The organism is Pseudomonas sp. P5_B2 (assembly GCF_056400445.1).
In genome coordinates this window covers 1-18,643 of record NZ_JBFULH010000051.1, presented here as the reverse complement: position 1 = coordinate 18,643, position 18,643 = coordinate 1, and the positions used below count along the sequence as shown (strand labels likewise).

Here is an 18,643-nt window from a genome sequence, read left to right as displayed (position 1 = left end):
GGACAAATCCCCAACCATCGCGGCGCAACGTCAACCGGCGGTCTTCGGCGTAGAGACGCGTAAACGTGTCGCGATAGCGCTGCAACAACAACGGCGCGAAACCGAACAACTTGACCTCTTTGATGTACCCCTCGTGGGACAGCAGCGTCTCGATGTAATTTTGCTGCCGGCTCTCCGGCGCCCGGCGGGTGAACAGCCGAAAAGCATCTCCGGAAAAATGCGCTTCGGCGAAAAACACCGGCAACGCACCGACCACCAACAGCACCAGCGCCCACGGCGAAAAGTGCACCAGCAACACGCCGAAGCTGATCAGCACAATCAGGTTCTGGATCAGCCCCAGCGACTTCATCACCAACGCCAGCGGCCGGGTCGACGCCTCGCGCCGAACCCGCACCAGCTTGTCGTAAAACTCGGAATTCTCGAACTGCACCAGCGACAACGTCTGGGCTTTCTCCAGAATCATCGTGTTGACCTTCTGCCCCAACTGCACGCGCAACAGCGACTGCTGAACCGACAACGCCCGCTGAGTACCGGACAACAACGCCAGCACCCCCGCCTCCATCAACACATAACGCACCACCGGCCACAACGGCGCACTGCCTTGCTGTGCGTGCAACTGCATGGCATAGACCACGGCATCGACGATGCGCTGGCCTATCCAGGCGGCCAGCGCCGGGAGTACACCGGCGATCAGAGTGGCCAGGACCAGGCCGAGGAACAAACCGCGAGAGGTGCCCCAGACCAGCAGCAAGGCGCGTCGGGCCTGGTCGATCAAGTTGGTGAAGCGGCCAAACACTGGGCTCACCTCGAGCACTCCACCTGATAACGCGCCCGATACCGCCCCGGGCTCTCCCCCGTCCATTTCTTGAAAGCCCGATGGAACGCGCTCGGTTCCTGAAAGCCCAGCCGCTCAGCGATGTCACTGATGCTCGCCTTGCTCTGGCGTAATTGCTCAAAGGCCACGCCGCGCCGCACTTCGTCCTTGATCTCCTGATAGGAGCACCCTTCGCGCTCCAGTTTGCGGCGGAAGGTGCTGGGACTCAGGTGTTGGTCCAGGGCGAAGTCCTGCAAGGTCGGCCATTCGCTGTAGTCGCTGTTGCGCAGGCGCTGGTGGACTTGCGAGGCCAGGCCATGCTGGTTGCGGAAGCGGATCACCAGCCATTGCGGGGCCGTGCGCAGGAATACTTTCAGTGAGGCCAGGTCTTGCACCACCGGCAGGCGCAGGTAGTGGCTGGCGAATTCGATTTCGGTGCGCTCGGCGCCGAAGGTCAGGTTGGGTCCCCAGAGCAAGCGGTCGTCGCTGAGGGATATGCGTTCATGACGGAAGTCCGCGCGGTCGATGGGGATGCGTCGCCCGCCGAGCCAGCACAACAGACTGATCATCAGCACCAGGAACGTCTCTTCGCCAAAACGGCTGAGATCGTCGTTTTGCGCGTGGGTCTCCAGGCTGATGATTGCGCGTTTGCCGCGCACGGTCAGGGTGCCGCGAAAGTCGCGCAGAAACAGGCTGAAATTGGCCAGGCACTGGCGCATGGCTTTGTGCAGGTCGGGTTCCTGAATCAAGGCGCGGCAGATCAAGGCGAAGCTGCCCGGCGGCATGCCGTGGGAGTCGAGGCGGAAAAACTCGTCGTTCAACTCGCGGATCTGAATCAACCACAACTCGGCAAATGCACTGGCTGACACCCGCGCCGTGGGTTCGGCCATCAATGCCTGGTCGATGCCGGCCTGTTCCAGTGCAGCCTTGAGGCGTGGCGGATCTTGCGCCAGCGCATGGATCATGGCCTGCACGAAATAAACGGCAACCGAGTCGTTTTCCCGCATGTGAACGTTTCTCTCTCTAACACTTGAACTGGCAAAAAACGCCAGCACCGTTGAACAGTTGCGGCATAGGACAACCGGGCTGCCGGTTTTAGACTCGCGGCCAATAGTACGCCTTCGACCGTTGTCACGGCCAAGGTATCGCACGGTATGACCGGAAGGACGGCAACATGAATCTGCAAAACATTGGCGTAATCGGCGCGGGCACCATGGGCAACGGCATTGCGCAGGTCTGTGCGCTGGCCGGATTCAACGTGACCCTGATCGACATCTCCGACAGTGCCCTGCAAAAGGCTCTGGCAACCGTCGGCAAAAACCTCGATCGGCAGGTCGCCAAGGCAACGTTGACCGAGGAGCAGAAGAACGTAGCCCTCGACAAGATTCGCACCAGCACCCAATACGATAGCCTGCAAAACGCGCAACTGGTGATCGAAGCGGCCACCGAAAATCTCGACCTGAAACTGCGCTTGCTGCAACAGGTTGCAGCACAAGTCAGTTCCGAGTGCGTGATTGCTTCCAACACTTCGTCGCTGTCGATTACCCAACTCGCCGCCAGCGTCAGCCAGCCCGAGCGCTTCATCGGCCTGCACTTCTTCAACCCGGTGCCGGTGATGGGCCTGATTGAAGTGATTCGCGGTCTGCAAACTAGCGACAGCACCCACGCCCTCGCACTCGACATGGCGACAACGCTGGGCAAAACCGCGATCACCGCCGGCAACCGCCCGGGGTTCGTGGTCAACCGGATTCTGGTGCCGATGATCAACGAAGCGGTTCTGGTGTTTCAGGAAGGTCTGGCCAGTGCCGAAGACATCGACGCCGGCATGCGCCTGGGCTGCAACCAGCCTATCGGCCCGCTGGCCCTGGCGGATCTGATCGGTCTGGATACCCTGCTGGCAATCATGGAAGCCTTCCACGACGGCTTTAACGACAGCAAATACCGCCCGGCTCCACTGCTCAAGGAGATGGTCGCCGCCGGCTATCTGGGGCGCAAAACAGGACGTGGATTCTATGTCTATGCCTGAACGTTGCTCACGCTTTTCCGAGTACCGGGACAAAGTGCTGGAGTTGTTCTCCAGCAAGGGTTTCGGTCAGGTCGGCATGCGTGAGCTTGCCACGTGCCTGGGGCTTTCCTCGGGCTCGTTGTATCACCATTACCCGAGCAAGCAGCACTTGCTGCTTGACCTGATCGAGGAGTTCTACGAAGAACTGCTGGCGACCCTGGGTCGCCTCGATCAAAAGGGCCCGGCCAAACGCGACAAACTGCAAAGCCTGATCCGTGCGCACTTGAATCTGCACCGGGAAATGCCGTGGCATTTTCGTCTGGCGGAGCGTGACGCCGGTTGCCTCAATGACGAGCAACAAGCGCGCGTCCGGCAATTGCGCGAACAATACGAACAGCGATTGCTGATGATGATCGGCCCCAAATCCCGGGTCGGTGAACAGGCGCAACGTGCCACAGCGCACGCCATCGCCAACTTGCTCAACAGCGCCCCCGGTTGGCTGATGCAACATTCGCTGAACGAACACGAGCGTGATGAAATGCTGGAGAACCTGGTGAGTGGGGCCATTGAGCGCCTGCTTCGGCCTTCGGCCCCCCGTGCAGTGGCCTGAGGCGCTGACGCAATGTCAGCACACCGAGGCCGCTGGACGTCATAAAACACAGCGGTTCAATAGAAAAAACATCTAAACAAAATTGGCCAATCACTCCCTCTAACGCTTTGCTAATGGCGTCCAATCACTGCGGAGCTCGCGGTTAATCCAACCTCGCTCGGATTCCTTCGTTATCGGGAGCACATCATGAAAATCAATCCCTACCTGATCTTCAACGGCAACTGCAAAGCGGCCTTCACCTTCTATGCCCAAAGCTTGCCTGGCGAAATCGAAGCCATGCTTACCTTCGGTGAAACACCGGCGCGCGATCATGTACCGGCGGACTTTCACAACCTGATCATACACACCCGCCTCGTCATCGGGGACCAGGCCATCATGGGGTCCGACACCACACCGGATCGGCCTGTTGATGATGTGTCCGGTTTTTCGGTATCGCTGAATGTCGACAGCATCGTGGAAGCTGAACGCGTGTTCGGGGCCTTGTCGGAAGACGGCACCGTGAAAATGCCGCTGGAACAGACGTTTTGGGCCGCGCGTTTCGGCATGCTGGTGGATAAGTTTGGTGTGTCGTGGATGGTCAATTGCGAGAAGGATCAGTGACCGTCAGGCATGGAAAACCCCAGCCTGAAATGGCTGGGTTTTCTGGCCTGATTCGCTATTGGCGAAGGGCTCAGCCCTTGACGCACACCAACTGACGCAAGGTGTGCAGCACCTCCACCAGTTCGCGCTGCGCGTGCATAACGTCATCAATGTCTTTGTAGGCCATCGGGATTTCATCGATGACCGCCGCATCCTTGCGGCACTCGACGTGGGCGGTGGCGCGGATCTGGTCTGCGACGGTGAACAGGCTTTTGGCCTTGGTGCGACTCATGGTACGACCGGCGCCGTGGCTGCAGGAACAGAACGACTGCTCATTGCCAAGCCCGCGGACGATGAAGCTTTTCGCGCCCATCGATCCCGGAATAATCCCCAACTCACCCTTCTTCGCCGACACCGCGCCCTTGCGGGTGACGAGTATGTCCTGACCAAAGTGCCGCTCTTTTTGCACGTAGTTGTGGTGACAGTTGACCGCCTCCAGCGCCACTTCAAAGGGTTTGCTGATCACTTTGCGTGTCGCCTGAATCACCGATTGCATCATCAATGCGCGGTTCTGTCTGGCGAAGTCCTGGGCCCAGCCCACCGCTTCGACGTAGTCATTGAAATGGCGGCTACCTTCCTCGAAGTAGGCCAAGTCACGATCCGGCAGATTGGCGAGGTGCTGGCGCATGTCAGCCTGAGCCAGTTGAATGAACAGGTTGCCAATGGCGTTGCCGACCCCGCGAGAACCGCTGTGCAGCATGAACCAGACCCGGTTGGTCTCATCCAGGCACACCTCAATGAAATGATTGCCGCTGCCCAACGTGCCCAAGTGCACGCGATTGTTGGTGTTGGCGAGTTTCGGGTATTTGGCGGTGATCGCCTTGAACCGTGAATCCAGGGCGACCCAAGCCTGATCGGCCTGTTTTGGGACGCTGTCCCAAGCACCTTTGTCCCGGATGCCACGGCCCATGGTACGGCCGTGGGGCACCGCTTTTTCGATGGCGCAGCGCAAACCGTGCAAGTTGTCGGGTAAATCGGCCGCCGTCAGCGTGGTGCATGCGGCGATCATGCCGCAGCCAATGTCGACCCCGACGGCAGCCGGAATGATCGCGCCCACCGTCGGAATCACGCTGCCAATCGTCGAGCCCTTGCCCAGGTGCACGTCAGGCATCACCGCCAAGTGTTTGAAGATGAACGGCATCTTCGCGGTATTGATCAACTGCTGCCTGGCTTCGTTTTCTACCGGGACGCCTTCGGTCCAGAGCTTGATCGGTTTGCCGTGGGCGACCTCCAGTAGTTGGTATGTACGGTCTTGCATGATCCTGTTCTTTCTGTGGGCCGATGAATTGGCGTGGTTCTAGCGGACGAGCTGCCAGTTGAGGCCTTCATAGTAGCGCAGCGAACCCACACTGCAGATCCTCAATCAACGCCTCGACATCCTCAAGCCCGACATGCAGGCGCAGCACCGGATTCAATGAGCGATCCTGTGCACTGTTGCGGTCCCTGGTATCGGCAACGGTGATCAGGCTTTCGTAACCGCCCCACGAAGCACCCAGCCCGAACACCTGCAACGCATCGATGAAGCGCTCGACATTGCGGCTGTCCGCCTCCATCAGTTCGAACGACAGCAATCCATTACTGCCGTTGAAATCCCGCTGCCACAACGCGTGCCCGGGATGATCGGGCAAGGCCGGATGGAACACTCGTTTCACCTGCGGTTGCGCTTGCAGCCAAAGGGCGATTTCTACGGCCTGGCGCTCGTGCACCTCCAGGCGTGGCGCCAGGGTTCGGGCGCCGCGCAGTACCAGATAAGCGTCGTCGGGGCTGACCGTGACGCCAAAGGTGTCGCTCATGGCTGCCAGTGGCTGCCAGATGTCTTCGCGGGTGCAGACGCTGCCCATGACCACATCGCTGTGGCCACACAGGTACTTGGTCAACGCCATGATCGAGATGTCCGCACCAAGGGTCAGCGGTCGGTACAGGTAACCCGAGCCCCAGGTGTTATCAACGGCAAGCAGGATGCCACGAGGTTTGCACAGGGCAGCGATGGCCGGCAGGTCGCAGAGTTCATACAGGAGCGAACCCGGGACTTCGGTGTAGACCATTTTGGTGTTGGCTTGCAGTTGCGCTTGCAGGTCGCTGCCGTCAGGAGCGAAGTAATCGACCTGAATGCCAAATGGCTGAAGAAACTCCCGAGCCAGACGCCGCACAGGGGCGTACACCGCATCGGTGATCAGCACATGGTCGCCGGGACGCAGGTAGGCCAGAAACGTCTGCGCGACTGCCGCCAGTCCGGTGCCAAACAAGCGCGTGCGATAACCACCCTCCAGTTCGGTGACCAGGTCTTCGAGGGCGAACGCCGTCGGATTGCCCCGGGCGCCATAGCTCAGTACTCGCTCGCTGTCACGGCGGGCACGGGCGTCGCGCATTTGCGCCAGGTTGTCGAACAGCACCGTGCTTAAACGGGTGACCGGTACGTTGACCGACCGGGCACCGCTGCCTCTCTCGGTGCGTGACGAATGGATCAAGCGAGTGCGTATCCGCGCATCTTTTTGTGTGAGTGGCAGCAGCGGTTTGAGACTGGCGATTTCGTTGTCGCTCATCTGTGCCAACAAACCGATTTCCCACGCCAGGTACTGACGCGCCGCGTCCTTGTTGCCGGCGTGGCGATCATGGGTAAAGAACAGAAAATCAATGCACTGCTCATCGGAAGGTGTGGCGGGATTGTCCTGCACGGCGAAACCCGCTGCACGCCAGGCATCGAATCCGCCGTCCAGCAGGCGCACCTGGGCACGCTGAGTTTCAGGCAACTCCTGCGTCGCGAATACGGCCAGCAATGGGTCATCGGCCAGCAGCACCAGAGGTCGCTGCTCCGCGGCCAAGTCAGTCGCCAGCCGAGGGCGGATCGACCAGCGCGCCCCGGCGATATGGCCCTTGCGATAGGCCATGCTCGGGCGCAGGTCAATCAGCGAAACGGCGTTATCCTTCAGCAAATCGGCCAGCGCCAGCCCGGTGATCGATGGCAACGCCTCGTGAGCAATCACCTCGACCGCGGGCAACGCCAGGCCGCTGCTCACGCCGCCCTTGAGGACATATGCTTCATGCCCCAACTGTCGCAGCCAGCTGGCGACAATCGGCGCACGCACGCCATCGCTGTCAATCAGCACCAGGCGCGCCCGGCGCACACCAACATACAGATCAGTGGACTGAATCAACTGTCCGCCCGGGGTGTGTTGCGCCCCCTTCAGACTGCCCGCCGCAAACTCCTCGGCGGTACGCACATCGCATAAAAACAGGCTGCGATCACTTTCACCGGCCCATTGCTCGACCTGCCCCGCATCAACGGTCTTGACGCTGGCCCGTTGCGCCAGTTGCGCAGCCGCCAGTCGCTGCCCCGGCAAAGCACCAAGGGATACTTCATCGGCATAACGCCGAGTGCTGCCATGTTCCAGCTGCAAATCTTCCAGGTACCAGCCCTGGGTGCCGTTCTCCAACGCGTAGATCGGGTTTTTCAGACCCAGGTTGATCAGGGTTTGGGCGCCAATAATGCTGCGGGTGCGGCCGGCGCAATTGACCACAATCGGCGTGGTGTCGTCCGCCACCAGATCGTGGATGCGATACCCCAGCTCGCCGTTCGGACAGCACACAGAACCGGGAATGGTCATCTTGCGATACTCATCGAACGGCCGACCGTCCAGCAGCACCAGCGGCTCGCCCAGGCTTTGCCATTCGGCCAACTGCTTTGCGGTGACATGCGGCGTATGACTGGCCTCTTCAACCAATTCGCCAAAGGCCTTGGACGGTACATGCACGCCGGCAAACAGCTGAAAACCGTCGGCCTGCCAGCCATCGGCACCGCCCTCCAGTATGTGCACGCGCTCATACCCCAGCGCCTGAAGACGCTGTGCAGAACGGGTGGCGACATCCCCACCGTTCTGGTCATAGATCACCAGCCGCACCAGAGGATTCGGCGCCAGACGCCGGACCTCCAGTTCCAGTCGGCTATAGGGCAGGTTCACCCCAAAGAACAGGTGGGCCTCACCATACTGGCCGTGTTCGCGCACATCAAACAGGGCAATTTCCTGCCCGTCGAACAGCCATTGCTGCAGTTGCCCTGGGGTTACGGTCTGGCTCATGAAAGTCCCGCTTTGAAAATTAATAAAACGAAAATGATTGGAGAACCAGCGACCAATGTCGCGTCGACCTCAACACCTGTGGCGAGGGGGCTTGCCCCCGTTGGGTCGCGCAGCGGCCCCCAGCGTCCATTCAGACAAATCGAATTGTCTGGATTTACGACTGCTGCGCAGCCGCACGGGGGCGAGCCCCCTCGTCACAGGTTGTGTTCGCCACAGGGTGTTCACCACGTTCAAGATTTACGTTAAAGCAGCCAGAGAGCGCTCGCTGGCCGCGATTTCCCGGCCCTTCGCGTACGCACGTTGAATGGCCGGTCGCGCCTTCAGACGTTCGCGCCAGGCATGGATATGCGGGAAGTCCGCCAGGTCCTGGTCCTGACGCAACGGCTGGATCCACGGGAAAATCGCCATGTCGGCGATGGAGTATTCGCCCGCCACATACGGCACTTCAGACAGGCGCGCTTCCAGCACTCGATACAGGCGCGTCGCCTCGGCATTGAGTAAGTCGAGGGCGAACGGAATCGGCTCCGGCGCCTTCTCCTTGAACACCTGCAACTGGCTCAGGTACGGGGTGATATGACCGACTTGCCAGAACAACCATTCCTGGACGCTCTGCCGTTTGGCACTGCCCGCTGGTGGCAGGAAACGTCCTGCCTTGTCGGCCAGGTAATTAAGGATGGCACCGGATTCGAAGAGGCTCAGCGGTTCACTCAAACCCGCAGGGGCATGGTCGACAATCGCCGGAATCCGCCCATTGGCGCTGATCCGCTGGAACGCCGACTGCTTCTGCTCACCCTCGCGAATGTTGATCGGCAACACGCGATAGGCCAGCTCCAGCTCTTCGAGCAAGATGCCGATCTTCAACCCGTTGCCGGTGGGCCAGTAGTAAAGATCGATCATGCGTAGGCCTTGATCGACGGTGCCATTTGCGAGGCGTTGTAATTGAGAATGCGCCCGTCGGCTTCAACGCCGTAACGACCGTTAAGCGACTCCAGCGGCAGGCCGTAGAGGTGAAAATGCAAGGTTGCCTGCTCGCCTTCGACACGGATGCCGTGCAGGTCGTCCCCCAGAAACGAAATCGACGTGCCGGGTTGCACGATCACTTCTTTTTCCAGGTGCAACGTGGTGAACCCAGGCTCGCGACCTTCGTCGTCACGGGCGTAGACGTAGTTGATTTCCTGACCTTCGACCGCACTGATGATCGCCCAGGTTTCGTGGTTGTGGGGGATGGTACTTTTGCCCGGCAACAACGAGTTCAGGTACAGCGTCGGCGTGTCGCCATCGTCGTTGAGACGGTAGCGAAACGCCGTGTTGCCCTGCCCCGGCACGGGCGCGGGGAATTCGTCGAAATTGAACAGATCACGGCGCTCGGCCAGGTCTTCAAGCAGCGAAACGATTTCTCCCAGCGCGGCGCGGTCGACGCCACGTTGATTGATGACACGGATTTTCTTCAGGAAATCTTCAATGACAGCGGCACGGTTATTGGTACTCATAAACAGGCTCCTCGGTATTAGACGGACAGGCTGTAGCGGCCCAGATTGGTCAACAGATACGGATCATTGGCAAAGGCGGGACGACGTCCCGGATCACCCAATGCATGGCGCAAAAAGGTTTGGGTGCGCTCGCTGGTCGGGTGCTGGAAAATCTGTGCGGCGCTGCCGTGTTCGACGATCACGCCGTTTTCGGTGAAGTAGACGATGTCGCTGATTTCTTCGGCGAAGCGCATCTCGTGAGTGACCAACACGCAGGTCATGCCCTCTTCGGTCAACTCGCGAATCACCGTCAGCACTTCGCCGACGGTTTCCGGGTCGAGGGCCGAGGTCACCTCATCGAACAGAATCAGCTCCGGGCGCATCGCCAACGCACGAGCAATCGCCACGCGCTGCTGCTGACCGCCGGACAGTTGCCCCGGATAGGCGTCGGCCTTGTGCTCCATGCGCACTTTGGCCAGCAAGGCACGCGCCTGCTTTTCGGCCTCGACCCGGCTGTGCCCCAACACCTTGCGCGGCGCAATCACCAGGTTTTCCAGCACCGATAAATGCGGGAACAGGTTGTACTGCTGGAACACAAACCCGACGCGCTTGCGCAACTCGATCCGCTCGGCTTCCTGAGCCAAGGTGTGAACCTCGGTGGAGTCCACGCGAATGGTGCCGCGCTGAGGCTGCAACAGGCCGGTGATGCAGCGCAAAATGGTCGACTTGCCGGAGCCGGACGGGCCGATGATCGACACGGCCTGGCCGCGATGCACGTCGAGATCGATGCCCTTGAGCACGGGATTGCTGCCGAACGACAGGTGCAGATCGCGCAGGCTAACCAAGGGTTCGGCGACGGTTTCAGTAAAAGGCATAACGTCGCTCCAGGCGTTGGGTGAGGCGGGAAATCGGGTAGCAATAGGCGAAGAACAGCACCAGCAGGCTCAGGTAAATCACCACGGTGAAACCGGTCATGTTCACCGTGTTGCTGGCGATTTGGGCGGTGTCGATCACGTCGTGCACGCCCACCAACGAGGCCAATGCGGTGCCCATGGTGATGACGGCATACAGGTTCATCCACGGCGGCAACATGCGTTTGAAGCACTGCGGCAGGATGATCGAGCGGAAAATCTGCCCACGGGTGAACGCCAACGAACGAGCGGCTTCCCACTGGGTGCTGGGGATCGAGGCAATGGCGCCACGGAAGATTTCCGCGACGTTGGCGCTCGCCGGTAAGGCCAGACCGATGGTCACCTTGACCCAATCCGGGAAGGAGAAATACGCGCTGCCGATGTGGATCTCGAACGGAAACACATAGGTGGTGAAATAGATCAGGACCAGCCACGGCGCATTGCGGAAAATCTGCACCCAGATCCGTGCCGGCAAACGCAACAGCCACAGCGGCGACAACGCCAGCGCCCCCACCAGCAATCCCAGCACCGACCCCAAACCGATGGCGACCAGACTGATCAAAATGTTCTGGGCAAAGCCCACCGCCAGCGCGGGTGACCATTGCAACAAGGCCTTGAGCACCGGGCTTTGCGGGGCGAAGTACAGCAGCCAAAGCACGGCGCCAGCCAACACCAGCAACTTGCCGACATGCCGCCGCGGCCAGGCCAGCGGCGCGTTGACGGACGATTCAATGGCCATAGCCAGGCATCCTCAGGCGCGCTTCAAGGTAGCGCCCCACACAATTGACGATAAAACTCAGCAGACCGAAAAAGCTCAGGATCAGAATCATCAGTTCCAGCACGTTATCGCTCTGGGTCCAGATCATGATCGCCGCATAGGTGATGTCGCCGACGGCAATGGCCGAGGCCACGGCCGTCATCTTCACCAGGTCGATCAGGTTGTTGATCAGCGACGGCAAGGCGAAGCGCAGGGCCAGCGGCAGTTGCACGTTCCACAACAACTGGCGGCTGTTGAAGGCCAGCGAACTGGCGGCCTCCATCGTCACCGCCGGCACCGCTTCAATCCCCGCGCGCAAGGCTTCGGCGTGAAACGCGCCCTTGTGCAGCGAGATCACAATCACCACCCAGGCAAAGGGAGTCAGCGGATTGGCCGCGCCGACGGCCTGGGTCAACAGCATGTTCAAGACCAGGAACGCGCAATACAGCTGCACCAGCGTCGGCGTGTTGCGGGTGACCTCGACGAATACCCGTGCTGGTTTGGCCAACCAGGGCTTGCCCGACGTCAGCATCGCGGCCAGTGCGACACCGGCCAGCAGACTGCCGATGATGGTCAACAAGCACAGCCACACGGTGGTCAGCGCACCTTGTGCCAAGGTGCCGCGTTGGTAGGCATCCAGCAGAAAGTTGTAATTCAGGCCGAACCCGGCGGCCCAGTGGACGAACACCTCCAGCCAGTGATTCATGCCTGGCCTCGCAATTGCCCGCAGGCGTGAGCAATGCGACGCCCGGCTTCAGACACGCTGTCGGTCGCGGTGGCGATGGACAGTCGGAACCACGGCGACAAGCCATAAGCACTGCCCGCCACGCCGGCAACGCCCTCCTCCAGCAGATACGCCACGACATCGGCGTCGCTGTTCAGGCGTAGGCCGTCGGGGCGATAACGCCCCAGCAAGCCGGCGCAACGGACGAACACGAAGAAGCCGCCCTGGGGCTCAAGCACCTCAAGACCCGCGACGTCGCGCAAGGCACTGACCAATAGATCCCGACGAAGCTGATAAGCCGCGACCTGTGCCGGCAAGAAATCCAGTCCGCCTTCGAAGGCGGCCAACGCGGCGGCCTGTCCCACCGAGGAAGCCCCCGATGTGGATTGCGACTGCACGACCGCCATGGCGTTGGTCAAAACCTGCGGCCCGGCACCAAAACCGATGCGCCAGCCGGTCATCGCGTACGTCTTCGAGACGCCACCCACCAGCAGGCAACGCGGCTGCAGATCCGGCGCGACATTGAGCAGGCTCTGCGCCGGCTGACCATCAAAGCGGATATGTTCGTAGAGTTCATCCAACAGGATCAGCACCTGTGGATGACGGCGCAGCACTTCGGCAAGCGCTTGCAACTCGGCCGCGCTATAGACCGCGCCGCTGGGGTTGCCGGGGCCGTTGAGGATCAGCCAGCGCGTCCGTTCGCCAATGTGTTGCTCCAGCTGTTCTGCGCTGAGCTTGCAGCCCTGCGCCAGCCCGCATTCGATAAACACCGGCTCGCCACCGTTGAACCGCACGCTGTCCGGGAATGACGGCCAGTACGGTGTGGGCACCAGCACTTGATCGCCATCGTCGAGGGTCGCGGCAAACGCGTTGAAGATGATCTGTTTGGCACCATTGGCAATCACGATGGAGGCCAGCGGATAGTCCAGTCGGTTTTCCTCCTGGAGCTTGCGTTGTACGGCCACCCGCAAGGCTTTCACGCCGGGCGTCGCGGTGTACTTGGTCGCACCGGCGGCGATGGCGGCATAGGCCGCTTGCTTGATGTGTTCGGGGGTATCGAAATCCGGCTCGCCGGTGGTCAGGTCGAGAATGTCACGACCGGCCTCGCGCAACTCGGTGACCCGGGATTTGGCGGCGGCATTGGCCGACAGCGAAACGCGTTGCACGCGCTTGGACAGGCGAAGACTCATGACGACATCACCTCCACGACCTTGCCCGGATTGAGCAGGTTTTTCGGGTCGAGCGCCTGCTTGATCCGCCGCATCAAACTCAGCTCCACCGGACTTTTGTAGCGTTCCAGCAGGTCCAGTTTGCGCTGACCTATGCCATGCTCGGCGCTGATGGAACCACCATGGGTATGGGCGCTATCGTGGACCAGCAGACTGAGCGCCGCGTAGTGAGCCATGTGCGCGTCGACCGTCGAATCCAGTGGGTGAGCAACGTTGTAGTGCAGGTTACCGTCGCCCAGGTGGCCGAAGGTGAAATGGCGCACGCCGGGGAAATGCGCCTGCAACAGCGCGTCAGTGTGCGCGACAAATGCCACGACCTGGGAAATCGGCACCGAGATGTCGTGCTTCATGTTGCGACCGGAACGCTTCTGCGCCTCGCTCATGTTTTCGCGCAACTGCCACAGGGCTTCACTCTGGGCGAGGCTTTCGGCGATCAGTGCATTGGCCAGCAAAGTGTTTTCGAACGCCGCGCCGAGCACCTCTTCAAAGACTTCGCGAGCATGCTTTTCGCTTTGGTTATCCGACAATTCCAGCAAGGCGAACCAGGGTTGGCTGGCACCGAAAAACGGTTGTGGTCCCTCAGGAAATTGCTCCCGCAACAACGCCAGGCAATCGGCACTGAGCAGTTCGAACGCGGTGAGGCTGGCACCAAAACCGGCGCGGGCGTGGGAGAGAAACTGCACCGCCTGGGCCAGTGAGTCGAAGGCCAGTAGCGCCGTGGCTTGCGCCTTGGGCAACGGGAACAGTTTCAGGGTCGCGGCCGTGATAATCCCGAGTGTGCCTTCGCTGCCGATAAACAGGTCACGCAGGTCGTATCCGGTGTTGTCTTTGCGCAAACCGCGCAGGCCGTTCCAGATCTCGCCTTCGGCAGTCACCAGTTCCAGCCCCAGCGTCAGCTCGCGTGTGTTGCCATAACGCAACACGGCGGTACCGCCAGCATTGGTGCCGAGATTACCGCCGATCGTGCAACTGCCTTCGGCGCCCAGACTCAGGGGAAACAGGCGGCCGGCTTCACGGGCAACGTTCTGAACGGTTTGCAGAATGCAGCCGGCCTCGACAGTCAGGGTGTCGTTGTCGGTGTCCACCGCACGCACCCGGTTCAGTCGATCCAGCAACATCAAAACGGCACGGCCGCTGGCGTCTGGCGTGGCGCCGCCCATCAAGCCGGTGTTGCCGCCCTGCACCACCACGGGCGTATCACAGGCTACGCAAGCTCGGACCACAGCCGCGACTTCCTCGGTATTCGCCGGATGCACGGCAGCAACGACCTGCCCGACATAACGCCCTTGTTTGTCGGTCAGGTACGGCGCGGCTTCTTCGCTGCTCTGCACATGGGGGGCACCGAGCAGTTGCTGCAACACCTCGAACAACGGCCGACTCATGGTTGCGACGCCAGCGGCTCGGCATTGCGGTACTTTTCGTGCAGGTCACGCAAGGCCTGGGACGGCGCCATACCGGTGCGCTCGCCGAGTTCGATCAGCCAGCCACTGCGGTGCCAGTCGCGCACGATGGCATCCAGTTTCGCCTGGGTATCGTGCTCGCCTTTGCGCACCCAGATCACCGAGTTGGACGGGATCAAATCACCCGGCAGCGGAATGTCAAACTCAGCCCACTCGGCATCGCTCAACAACGCATGCATAGTCGGGCTGACATGCACCGCCGCCACGCAACCATTGCCGCGCAGCGACAACAGCGACTCCGACTGACTGCGGAACGCCTTGATCTCGGCGCCGTAGGTTTCCTGCAAGGGCTTGATGAAGTTGCTGCCCTGGGACACGCACACCGGCTTGCCCTTGAGGTCGGCCCATTGCGTGATGCCCGCGCCTTTGCGAATCAACGCCGCGCCGCCGACTTCTTCATAAGGCGTGGGCACGTAATCGAGAATCTCGGCGCGCTCTTCGGTGAACTGCATGTTGGCGATCAGGATGTCGACCTTGCCCTGCTGCAAAAACTGCACGCGATTCGGCGCCAGCACCGAAACCGTTTTGGCCTCGACGCCCAATGCCTTGGCGACGCCCTTGGCCAGTTCGACGTTGTAGCCCAAGTGTTCGCCGGTCTTTGGGTCGAGGGTGCCGAACGGCGGCCCACTGAGAATTACGCCGATGCTGATGGCATGACGCTGTTCGATCTTGTCCAACGTGGCGTCGGCCTGAACCAGACTGGCGACCAGCCCGGCACATCCCGCCAGGCACAGGGTGAGCAAATTTTTTGCGGAGAAATGACGGCTCATGCACGACTACCTTACAAGCCCGTCGCGCAATACGACGGGCTGTTGAAAACGAGGGGATGGCGAACCGGGATCAGGCGCCGTTGGCTTTAAACTGTTTTTGCAGTTCCACCAGCGCGGGGGATGCGGGTGTGATGCGGTTGCGGGTCTGGGCTTCAATCAACCAACCGCTGCGGTGCAGGTCCTTGATAATCGGATCGAGCTTTGCCTGGGTATCGATTTCTCCGCGGCGGGTCCAGATCACCGACGGCGCCGGGTTGAGCTCCGGGCTGATTGAGCGATAGCCCTGCCATTCGGAGGTGTCGGTGAGCAGCGGATTGATCAGCGTGGCGTCATGCACCGCCGCGACGCAGTTGTTGCCACGCAACGCCAGCAAGGATTCCGAAGAACTTTTGAAGGCTTTGATCTCAGCGCCAAACTCAGTCAGCGGCTTGATGTAGCTGCTGCCCTGGGAGGTGCAGACCGGTTGGTTTTTCAGGTCCTCCCAACGGGTGATCTTGCTGTCCTTGAGCACCGCAGCGGAGCCTCCGACGCGATAGAACGGCGTCGGAACAAAACCGAGGATCTCGCCACGTTCGGTGGTCCATTCCATGTTGGCAATCAGCAAGTCGACCTTGCCCTGCTGCAGAAACTGCACACGGTTGGCGGGCAATACCGGCACCAGCTCCACCTCGGCGCCTAGTCGCTGCCCCAGTTCCTGCGCGAGCTCGACGTTCAAGCCGCGCGGCTTCTGGGTGGCGGGATCAATCCCGCCAAAGGGACCGCCGGACAGCAGCACGCCGACTACCAACACATGACGCTGTTCGATCTTGTCCAGTGTCGCATCAGCATGGGCGCCAGCACTGGCAGCCAAAGCGATCAGGGCGCCCAGCATCACGGGCAACAATTGTTTAACRGGCGTGCGCTTGAGCAACATGAACTTCCCCTATTAGTTGATCGGCATACCCCGACCGGGTGTGAAGGCATCCTAGGTACAGCGTGGGTGTAACGGAAATTCAAATATCTAATATCGTTATAACTGACGGCGTAGCCGCCAACACTTTTTAGCCTTAACCCCAGTATTCACTGGGAAAAATACTTAGCCACCAAAAACAAATATCAAAAAAACATAAAGACCCGTGATGTTTATGTTTAGACTCTTGATATAAAAACAGCCCTGGTCATCACCATGCCTCCCCTGCCAACGCTTGATCTTGAATTGCTGCGCACCTTCATTGCCGTGGTGGATCACCACAGTTTTGCCGAGGCCGGCGCGCAACTGGCCCGCACGCAATCGTCGGTCACCCAACACATGCAACGCCTGGAGCAGCTCGTCGGTGTGAATCTGTTCGAGAAGCGCGGCCGGCAAAAACAACTCACCGAAGCCGGCTTACAGTTACTTCGGCATGCACGGCAGATGATCTCGCTCAACGACGAGGCGCTGAACTCCCTGCGTGAAAGCAGCCTGAGCGGCGTGTTGCGCATCGGCTCGCCCCATGACATCGCCGACACCATCCTGCCGCCGATCCTCAGCCACATCGCCCGCTCGGCACCGCGCCTGCGCCTGGAGATCGATGTCGGTCGCAGTCCGTTCCTGATGGAAGACCTGCACCGGGGCAAGATCGACATGGTGATTTCCACCCGTGAAGACCCCAACCTCGAAGGCTTCGCCCTGCGCACCTCACCGGTGTGGTGGATCTGCTCGGCGCAGTACATTCACAACCCCGGCGAACCCTTGCCGCTGATTCTCGTGGACGAGCCGAGCATCTATCGCCGCTATGCGCTGCAAGCCCTGGAGCATGCAAACATTCCCTGGCGCCAGGCGTACCTGGCCTCGAACCTGATTGGCATCAAGGCTGCGACACGTGCGGGGCTAGGCGTCACGGCCCGCAGCATGGAAATGCTCGGCCCGGACATGCGCGTACTGGGTGAGACGGATGGATTGCCACGGCTGCCGGACGTGACGTATCACTTGTGGATTCGCCCCAACACGGTGAACCCGCTGGTGCGTCGAGCCTATGAGCTGATCAGGAGCAGCCGTGGGCTCTGACACAATCAGCTGCCTTCGCTGCCGTGTGCTTCCTCAAAGAAGTAATCCTTCCAACTGGCGGCCTTGTTTTTCAGCACACCCAGTTCCTGGAGCTTCTCGGCGTAGATATAGGTGCGCTGTGGCACCACGGTAAAATCGATTTCGGGATCGGCGACGATCTTCTCAACCAGTGGCAGGGCCAGCTTCGACTGCTCCACGCGGATATAGGTCTGGGCGGCCGCCGGCTTATCGGCCTTGATGATTTTCTCGGCCTCGGCCAGCGCCGCGTAAAACGCCTTGTAGGTTTTGGGGTTTTCGTCGTGGAATTTCTCAGTGGTGTACAGCACGTTAAACGTGGCCTGGCCACCCAGTACGTCGTAGGAACTCAGCACCTTGTGTACGTTGGGACTCTGCAATTCCTGGTACTGGAACGGCGGGCTGGAGAAATGCGAGTTGATCTCCGAACCGCCGGCAATCAGCGCCGACGTCGCATCGGGATGGGCGAGGCTGATCGAGATGTCGTCAAACTTTTTGAAGTTGTCCGCGCCAAACTGTTTGGCCGTTTCGATCTGTAAGGTACGCGACTGGAACCCTACCCCCGCTGCCGGCACCGCGATTCGGTCCTTTTCGGTGAAGTCCTTGAGGCTTTTCACATTCGGATTGTTGGTCAACAGGTAGTTGGGCATCGAACCCAGCGAAGCGATGGCTTTGACGTTCTGTTTGCCCTTGGTCCGATCCCAGATCGTCAACATCGGCGGCACGCCTGCCGACACCACATCCAGCGCACCGGCCAGCAGCGCTTCGTTCATCGCCGTGGCGCCGGAAATGCTGTTCCAGTCGACCTTGATATCAAGGCCCTGCTCCTTGCCATGCTTCTCGATGAGCTGCTGGTCACGCACCACATCCAGAATCAGGTAACCGATGCCAAATTGCTGAGCGATGCTGATTTTGCCTTCGGCTTGAGCGACAGGGCTGAGTAACGCACTCAGCGCCGCCACGGAAACGGCCAACAAGGTCAATGCGCTGCGCTTGAAAGGTGTCGTCATGAAAACCTCGATATGAATGGGCACCACTAACGCCGACAAGGGCAGGAACGCCACAATCCGTAGCAGCTGRCGAAGCCTGCGTYCGGCTGCGAAGCAGTCGTAAAACCTGAGTTTGCGGCCTACCTGAA

Annotated in this window: 18 protein-coding genes; 4 read left to right on the top strand and 14 right to left on the bottom strand. The window is 60.4% G+C overall.

The features are described from left to right. Window positions 1-805, bottom strand: an 805-nt coding sequence (locus AC1DRJ_RS07945) for an ABC transporter ATP-binding protein (protein ID WP_477801629.1), incomplete at its 3' end; no start/stop codon positions are given. Beyond that, on the bottom strand, window positions 802-1,821 hold the full coding sequence (locus AC1DRJ_RS07940) for an AraC family transcriptional regulator (protein WP_477801628.1): 1,020 nt from the start codon (window positions 1,819-1,821) through the stop codon (window positions 802-804). The genes AC1DRJ_RS07945 and AC1DRJ_RS07940, both read right to left, overlap by 4 nt. Window positions 1,822-1,988: 167 nt before the next feature. On the opposite strand from AC1DRJ_RS07940, the gene AC1DRJ_RS07935 reads away from it, so the two are divergent. The 3 genes from AC1DRJ_RS07935 (at window position 1,989) to AC1DRJ_RS07925 (ending at window position 4,029) form a co-directional block, all read left to right on the top strand. Then, complete coding sequence (locus AC1DRJ_RS07935) at window positions 1,989-2,840, top strand: 3-hydroxybutyryl-CoA dehydrogenase (RefSeq protein WP_477801627.1); 852 nt, start codon at window positions 1,989-1,991, stop codon at window positions 2,838-2,840. Next, window positions 2,827-3,429 (top strand): TetR/AcrR family transcriptional regulator, encoded by a 603-nt coding sequence (locus tag AC1DRJ_RS07930; protein ID WP_477801626.1) that lies wholly within the window; start codon window positions 2,827-2,829, stop codon window positions 3,427-3,429. Before AC1DRJ_RS07935 ends, AC1DRJ_RS07930 begins: the two co-directional genes overlap by 14 nt. Before the next feature lie 186 nt (window positions 3,430-3,615). Continuing rightward, window positions 3,616-4,029: a VOC family protein gene (locus tag AC1DRJ_RS07925; protein ID WP_477801625.1), complete on the top strand. Its 414-nt coding sequence runs from the start codon at window positions 3,616-3,618 to the stop codon at window positions 4,027-4,029. 70 nt (window positions 4,030-4,099) lie between these two features. Here AC1DRJ_RS07925 and AC1DRJ_RS07920 read toward each other — a convergent pair whose 3' ends face one another. The 11 genes from AC1DRJ_RS07920 to AC1DRJ_RS07870 all read right to left on the bottom strand — a co-directional run bounded on the left by AC1DRJ_RS07920 (window position 4,100) and on the right by AC1DRJ_RS07870 (window position 16,377). Beyond that, window positions 4,100-5,326 carry an RtcB family protein gene (locus AC1DRJ_RS07920; RefSeq protein ID WP_477801624.1) on the bottom strand — a complete coding sequence of 409 codons (1,227 nt, stop codon included), beginning with the start codon at window positions 5,324-5,326 and terminating at the stop codon, window positions 4,100-4,102. Between the two features lie 67 nt (window positions 5,327-5,393). Next, window positions 5,394-8,144 carry a cystathionine beta-lyase gene (gene metC / locus AC1DRJ_RS07915; RefSeq protein WP_477801623.1) on the bottom strand — a complete coding sequence of 917 codons (2,751 nt, stop codon included), beginning with the start codon at window positions 8,142-8,144 and terminating at the stop codon, window positions 5,394-5,396. A 237-nt stretch (window positions 8,145-8,381) separates the two neighbouring features. Beyond that, window positions 8,382-9,041, bottom strand: coding sequence for a glutathione binding-like protein (locus tag AC1DRJ_RS07910; protein ID WP_477801622.1), 660 nt, complete (start codon window positions 9,039-9,041; stop codon window positions 8,382-8,384). Then, window positions 9,038-9,634 (bottom strand): cysteine dioxygenase family protein, encoded by a 597-nt coding sequence (locus AC1DRJ_RS07905; RefSeq protein ID WP_477801621.1) that lies wholly within the window; start codon window positions 9,632-9,634, stop codon window positions 9,038-9,040. The genes AC1DRJ_RS07910 and AC1DRJ_RS07905 overlap by 4 nt, the downstream gene beginning before the upstream one ends. 17 nt (window positions 9,635-9,651) lie before the next feature. After that, window positions 9,652-10,488 (bottom strand): amino acid ABC transporter ATP-binding protein, encoded by an 837-nt coding sequence (locus AC1DRJ_RS07900; RefSeq protein ID WP_477801620.1) that lies wholly within the window; start codon window positions 10,486-10,488, stop codon window positions 9,652-9,654. After that, window positions 10,475-11,263, bottom strand: a complete 789-nt coding sequence (locus tag AC1DRJ_RS07895; RefSeq protein WP_477801619.1) for an amino acid ABC transporter permease — start codon at window positions 11,261-11,263, stop codon at window positions 10,475-10,477. The genes AC1DRJ_RS07900 and AC1DRJ_RS07895 overlap by 14 nt, the downstream gene beginning before the upstream one ends. Beyond that, complete coding sequence (locus AC1DRJ_RS07890; protein WP_477801618.1) at window positions 11,253-11,987, bottom strand: amino acid ABC transporter permease; 735 nt, start codon at window positions 11,985-11,987, stop codon at window positions 11,253-11,255. The genes AC1DRJ_RS07895 and AC1DRJ_RS07890 overlap by 11 nt, the downstream gene beginning before the upstream one ends. Beyond that, window positions 11,984-13,195, bottom strand: coding sequence for an aminotransferase class I/II-fold pyridoxal phosphate-dependent enzyme (locus AC1DRJ_RS07885; RefSeq protein WP_477801617.1), 1,212 nt, complete (start codon window positions 13,193-13,195; stop codon window positions 11,984-11,986). The genes AC1DRJ_RS07890 and AC1DRJ_RS07885 overlap by 4 nt, the downstream gene beginning before the upstream one ends. Beyond that, a complete protein-coding gene (locus tag AC1DRJ_RS07880; RefSeq protein ID WP_477801616.1) occupies window positions 13,192-14,616 on the bottom strand; it encodes an FAD-binding oxidoreductase in 1,425 nt (474 codons plus the stop codon). Before AC1DRJ_RS07880 ends, AC1DRJ_RS07885 begins: the two co-directional genes overlap by 4 nt. Beyond that, the gene (locus AC1DRJ_RS07875; RefSeq protein ID WP_477801615.1) at window positions 14,613-15,464 is read right to left on the bottom strand and encodes a transporter substrate-binding domain-containing protein; all 852 of its coding nucleotides are present in this window, start codon (window positions 15,462-15,464) and stop codon (window positions 14,613-14,615) included. Before AC1DRJ_RS07875 ends, AC1DRJ_RS07880 begins: the two co-directional genes overlap by 4 nt. Before the next feature lie 70 nt (window positions 15,465-15,534). Beyond that, complete coding sequence (locus AC1DRJ_RS07870) at window positions 15,535-16,377, bottom strand: transporter substrate-binding domain-containing protein (protein WP_477801614.1); 843 nt, start codon at window positions 16,375-16,377, stop codon at window positions 15,535-15,537. Between the two features lie 252 nt (window positions 16,378-16,629). Here AC1DRJ_RS07870 and AC1DRJ_RS07865 point away from each other — a divergent pair, with 252 nt between their 5' ends. Next, a complete protein-coding gene (locus tag AC1DRJ_RS07865) occupies window positions 16,630-17,490 on the top strand; it encodes a LysR substrate-binding domain-containing protein (protein ID WP_477801613.1) in 861 nt (286 codons plus the stop codon). Between the two features lie 5 nt (window positions 17,491-17,495). Here AC1DRJ_RS07865 and AC1DRJ_RS07860 read toward each other — a convergent pair whose 3' ends face one another. Next, complete coding sequence (locus tag AC1DRJ_RS07860; RefSeq protein ID WP_477801612.1) at window positions 17,496-18,515, bottom strand: ABC transporter substrate-binding protein; 1,020 nt, start codon at window positions 18,513-18,515, stop codon at window positions 17,496-17,498. Window positions 18,516-18,643 lie beyond the last annotated feature (128 nt).

Excerpts from the sequence above, each read along its gene's own strand:
- AC1DRJ_RS07940 (WP_477801628.1), bottom strand. The coding sequence starts at position 1,821 with ATGCGGGAAAACGACTCGGTTGCCGTTTATTTCGTGCAGGCCATGATC.
- AC1DRJ_RS07935 (WP_477801627.1), top strand. The coding sequence starts at position 1,989 with ATGAATCTGCAAAACATTGGCGTAATCGGCGCGGGCACCATGGGCAAC.
- AC1DRJ_RS07930 (WP_477801626.1), top strand. The coding sequence starts at position 2,827 with ATGTCTATGCCTGAACGTTGCTCACGCTTTTCCGAGTACCGGGACAAA.
- AC1DRJ_RS07925 (WP_477801625.1), top strand. The coding sequence starts at position 3,616 with ATGAAAATCAATCCCTACCTGATCTTCAACGGCAACTGCAAAGCGGCC.
- AC1DRJ_RS07920 (WP_477801624.1), bottom strand. The coding sequence starts at position 5,326 with ATGCAAGACCGTACATACCAACTACTGGAGGTCGCCCACGGCAAACCG.
- metC (WP_477801623.1), bottom strand. The coding sequence starts at position 8,144 with ATGAGCCAGACCGTAACCCCAGGGCAACTGCAGCAATGGCTGTTCGAC.
- AC1DRJ_RS07910 (WP_477801622.1), bottom strand. The coding sequence starts at position 9,041 with ATGATCGATCTTTACTACTGGCCCACCGGCAACGGGTTGAAGATCGGC.
- AC1DRJ_RS07905 (WP_477801621.1), bottom strand. The coding sequence starts at position 9,634 with ATGAGTACCAATAACCGTGCCGCTGTCATTGAAGATTTCCTGAAGAAA.
- AC1DRJ_RS07900 (WP_477801620.1), bottom strand. The coding sequence starts at position 10,488 with ATGCCTTTTACTGAAACCGTCGCCGAACCCTTGGTTAGCCTGCGCGAT.
- AC1DRJ_RS07895 (WP_477801619.1), bottom strand. The coding sequence starts at position 11,263 with ATGGCCATTGAATCGTCCGTCAACGCGCCGCTGGCCTGGCCGCGGCGG.
- AC1DRJ_RS07890 (WP_477801618.1), bottom strand. The coding sequence starts at position 11,987 with ATGAATCACTGGCTGGAGGTGTTCGTCCACTGGGCCGCCGGGTTCGGC.
- AC1DRJ_RS07885 (WP_477801617.1), bottom strand. The coding sequence starts at position 13,195 with ATGAGTCTTCGCCTGTCCAAGCGCGTGCAACGCGTTTCGCTGTCGGCC.
- AC1DRJ_RS07880 (WP_477801616.1), bottom strand. The coding sequence starts at position 14,616 with ATGAGTCGGCCGTTGTTCGAGGTGTTGCAGCAACTGCTCGGTGCCCCC.
- AC1DRJ_RS07875 (WP_477801615.1), bottom strand. The coding sequence starts at position 15,464 with ATGAGCCGTCATTTCTCCGCAAAAAATTTGCTCACCCTGTGCCTGGCG.
- AC1DRJ_RS07865 (WP_477801613.1), top strand. The coding sequence starts at position 16,630 with ATGCCTCCCCTGCCAACGCTTGATCTTGAATTGCTGCGCACCTTCATT.
- AC1DRJ_RS07860 (WP_477801612.1), bottom strand. The coding sequence starts at position 18,515 with ATGACGACACCTTTCAAGCGCAGCGCATTGACCTTGTTGGCCGTTTCC.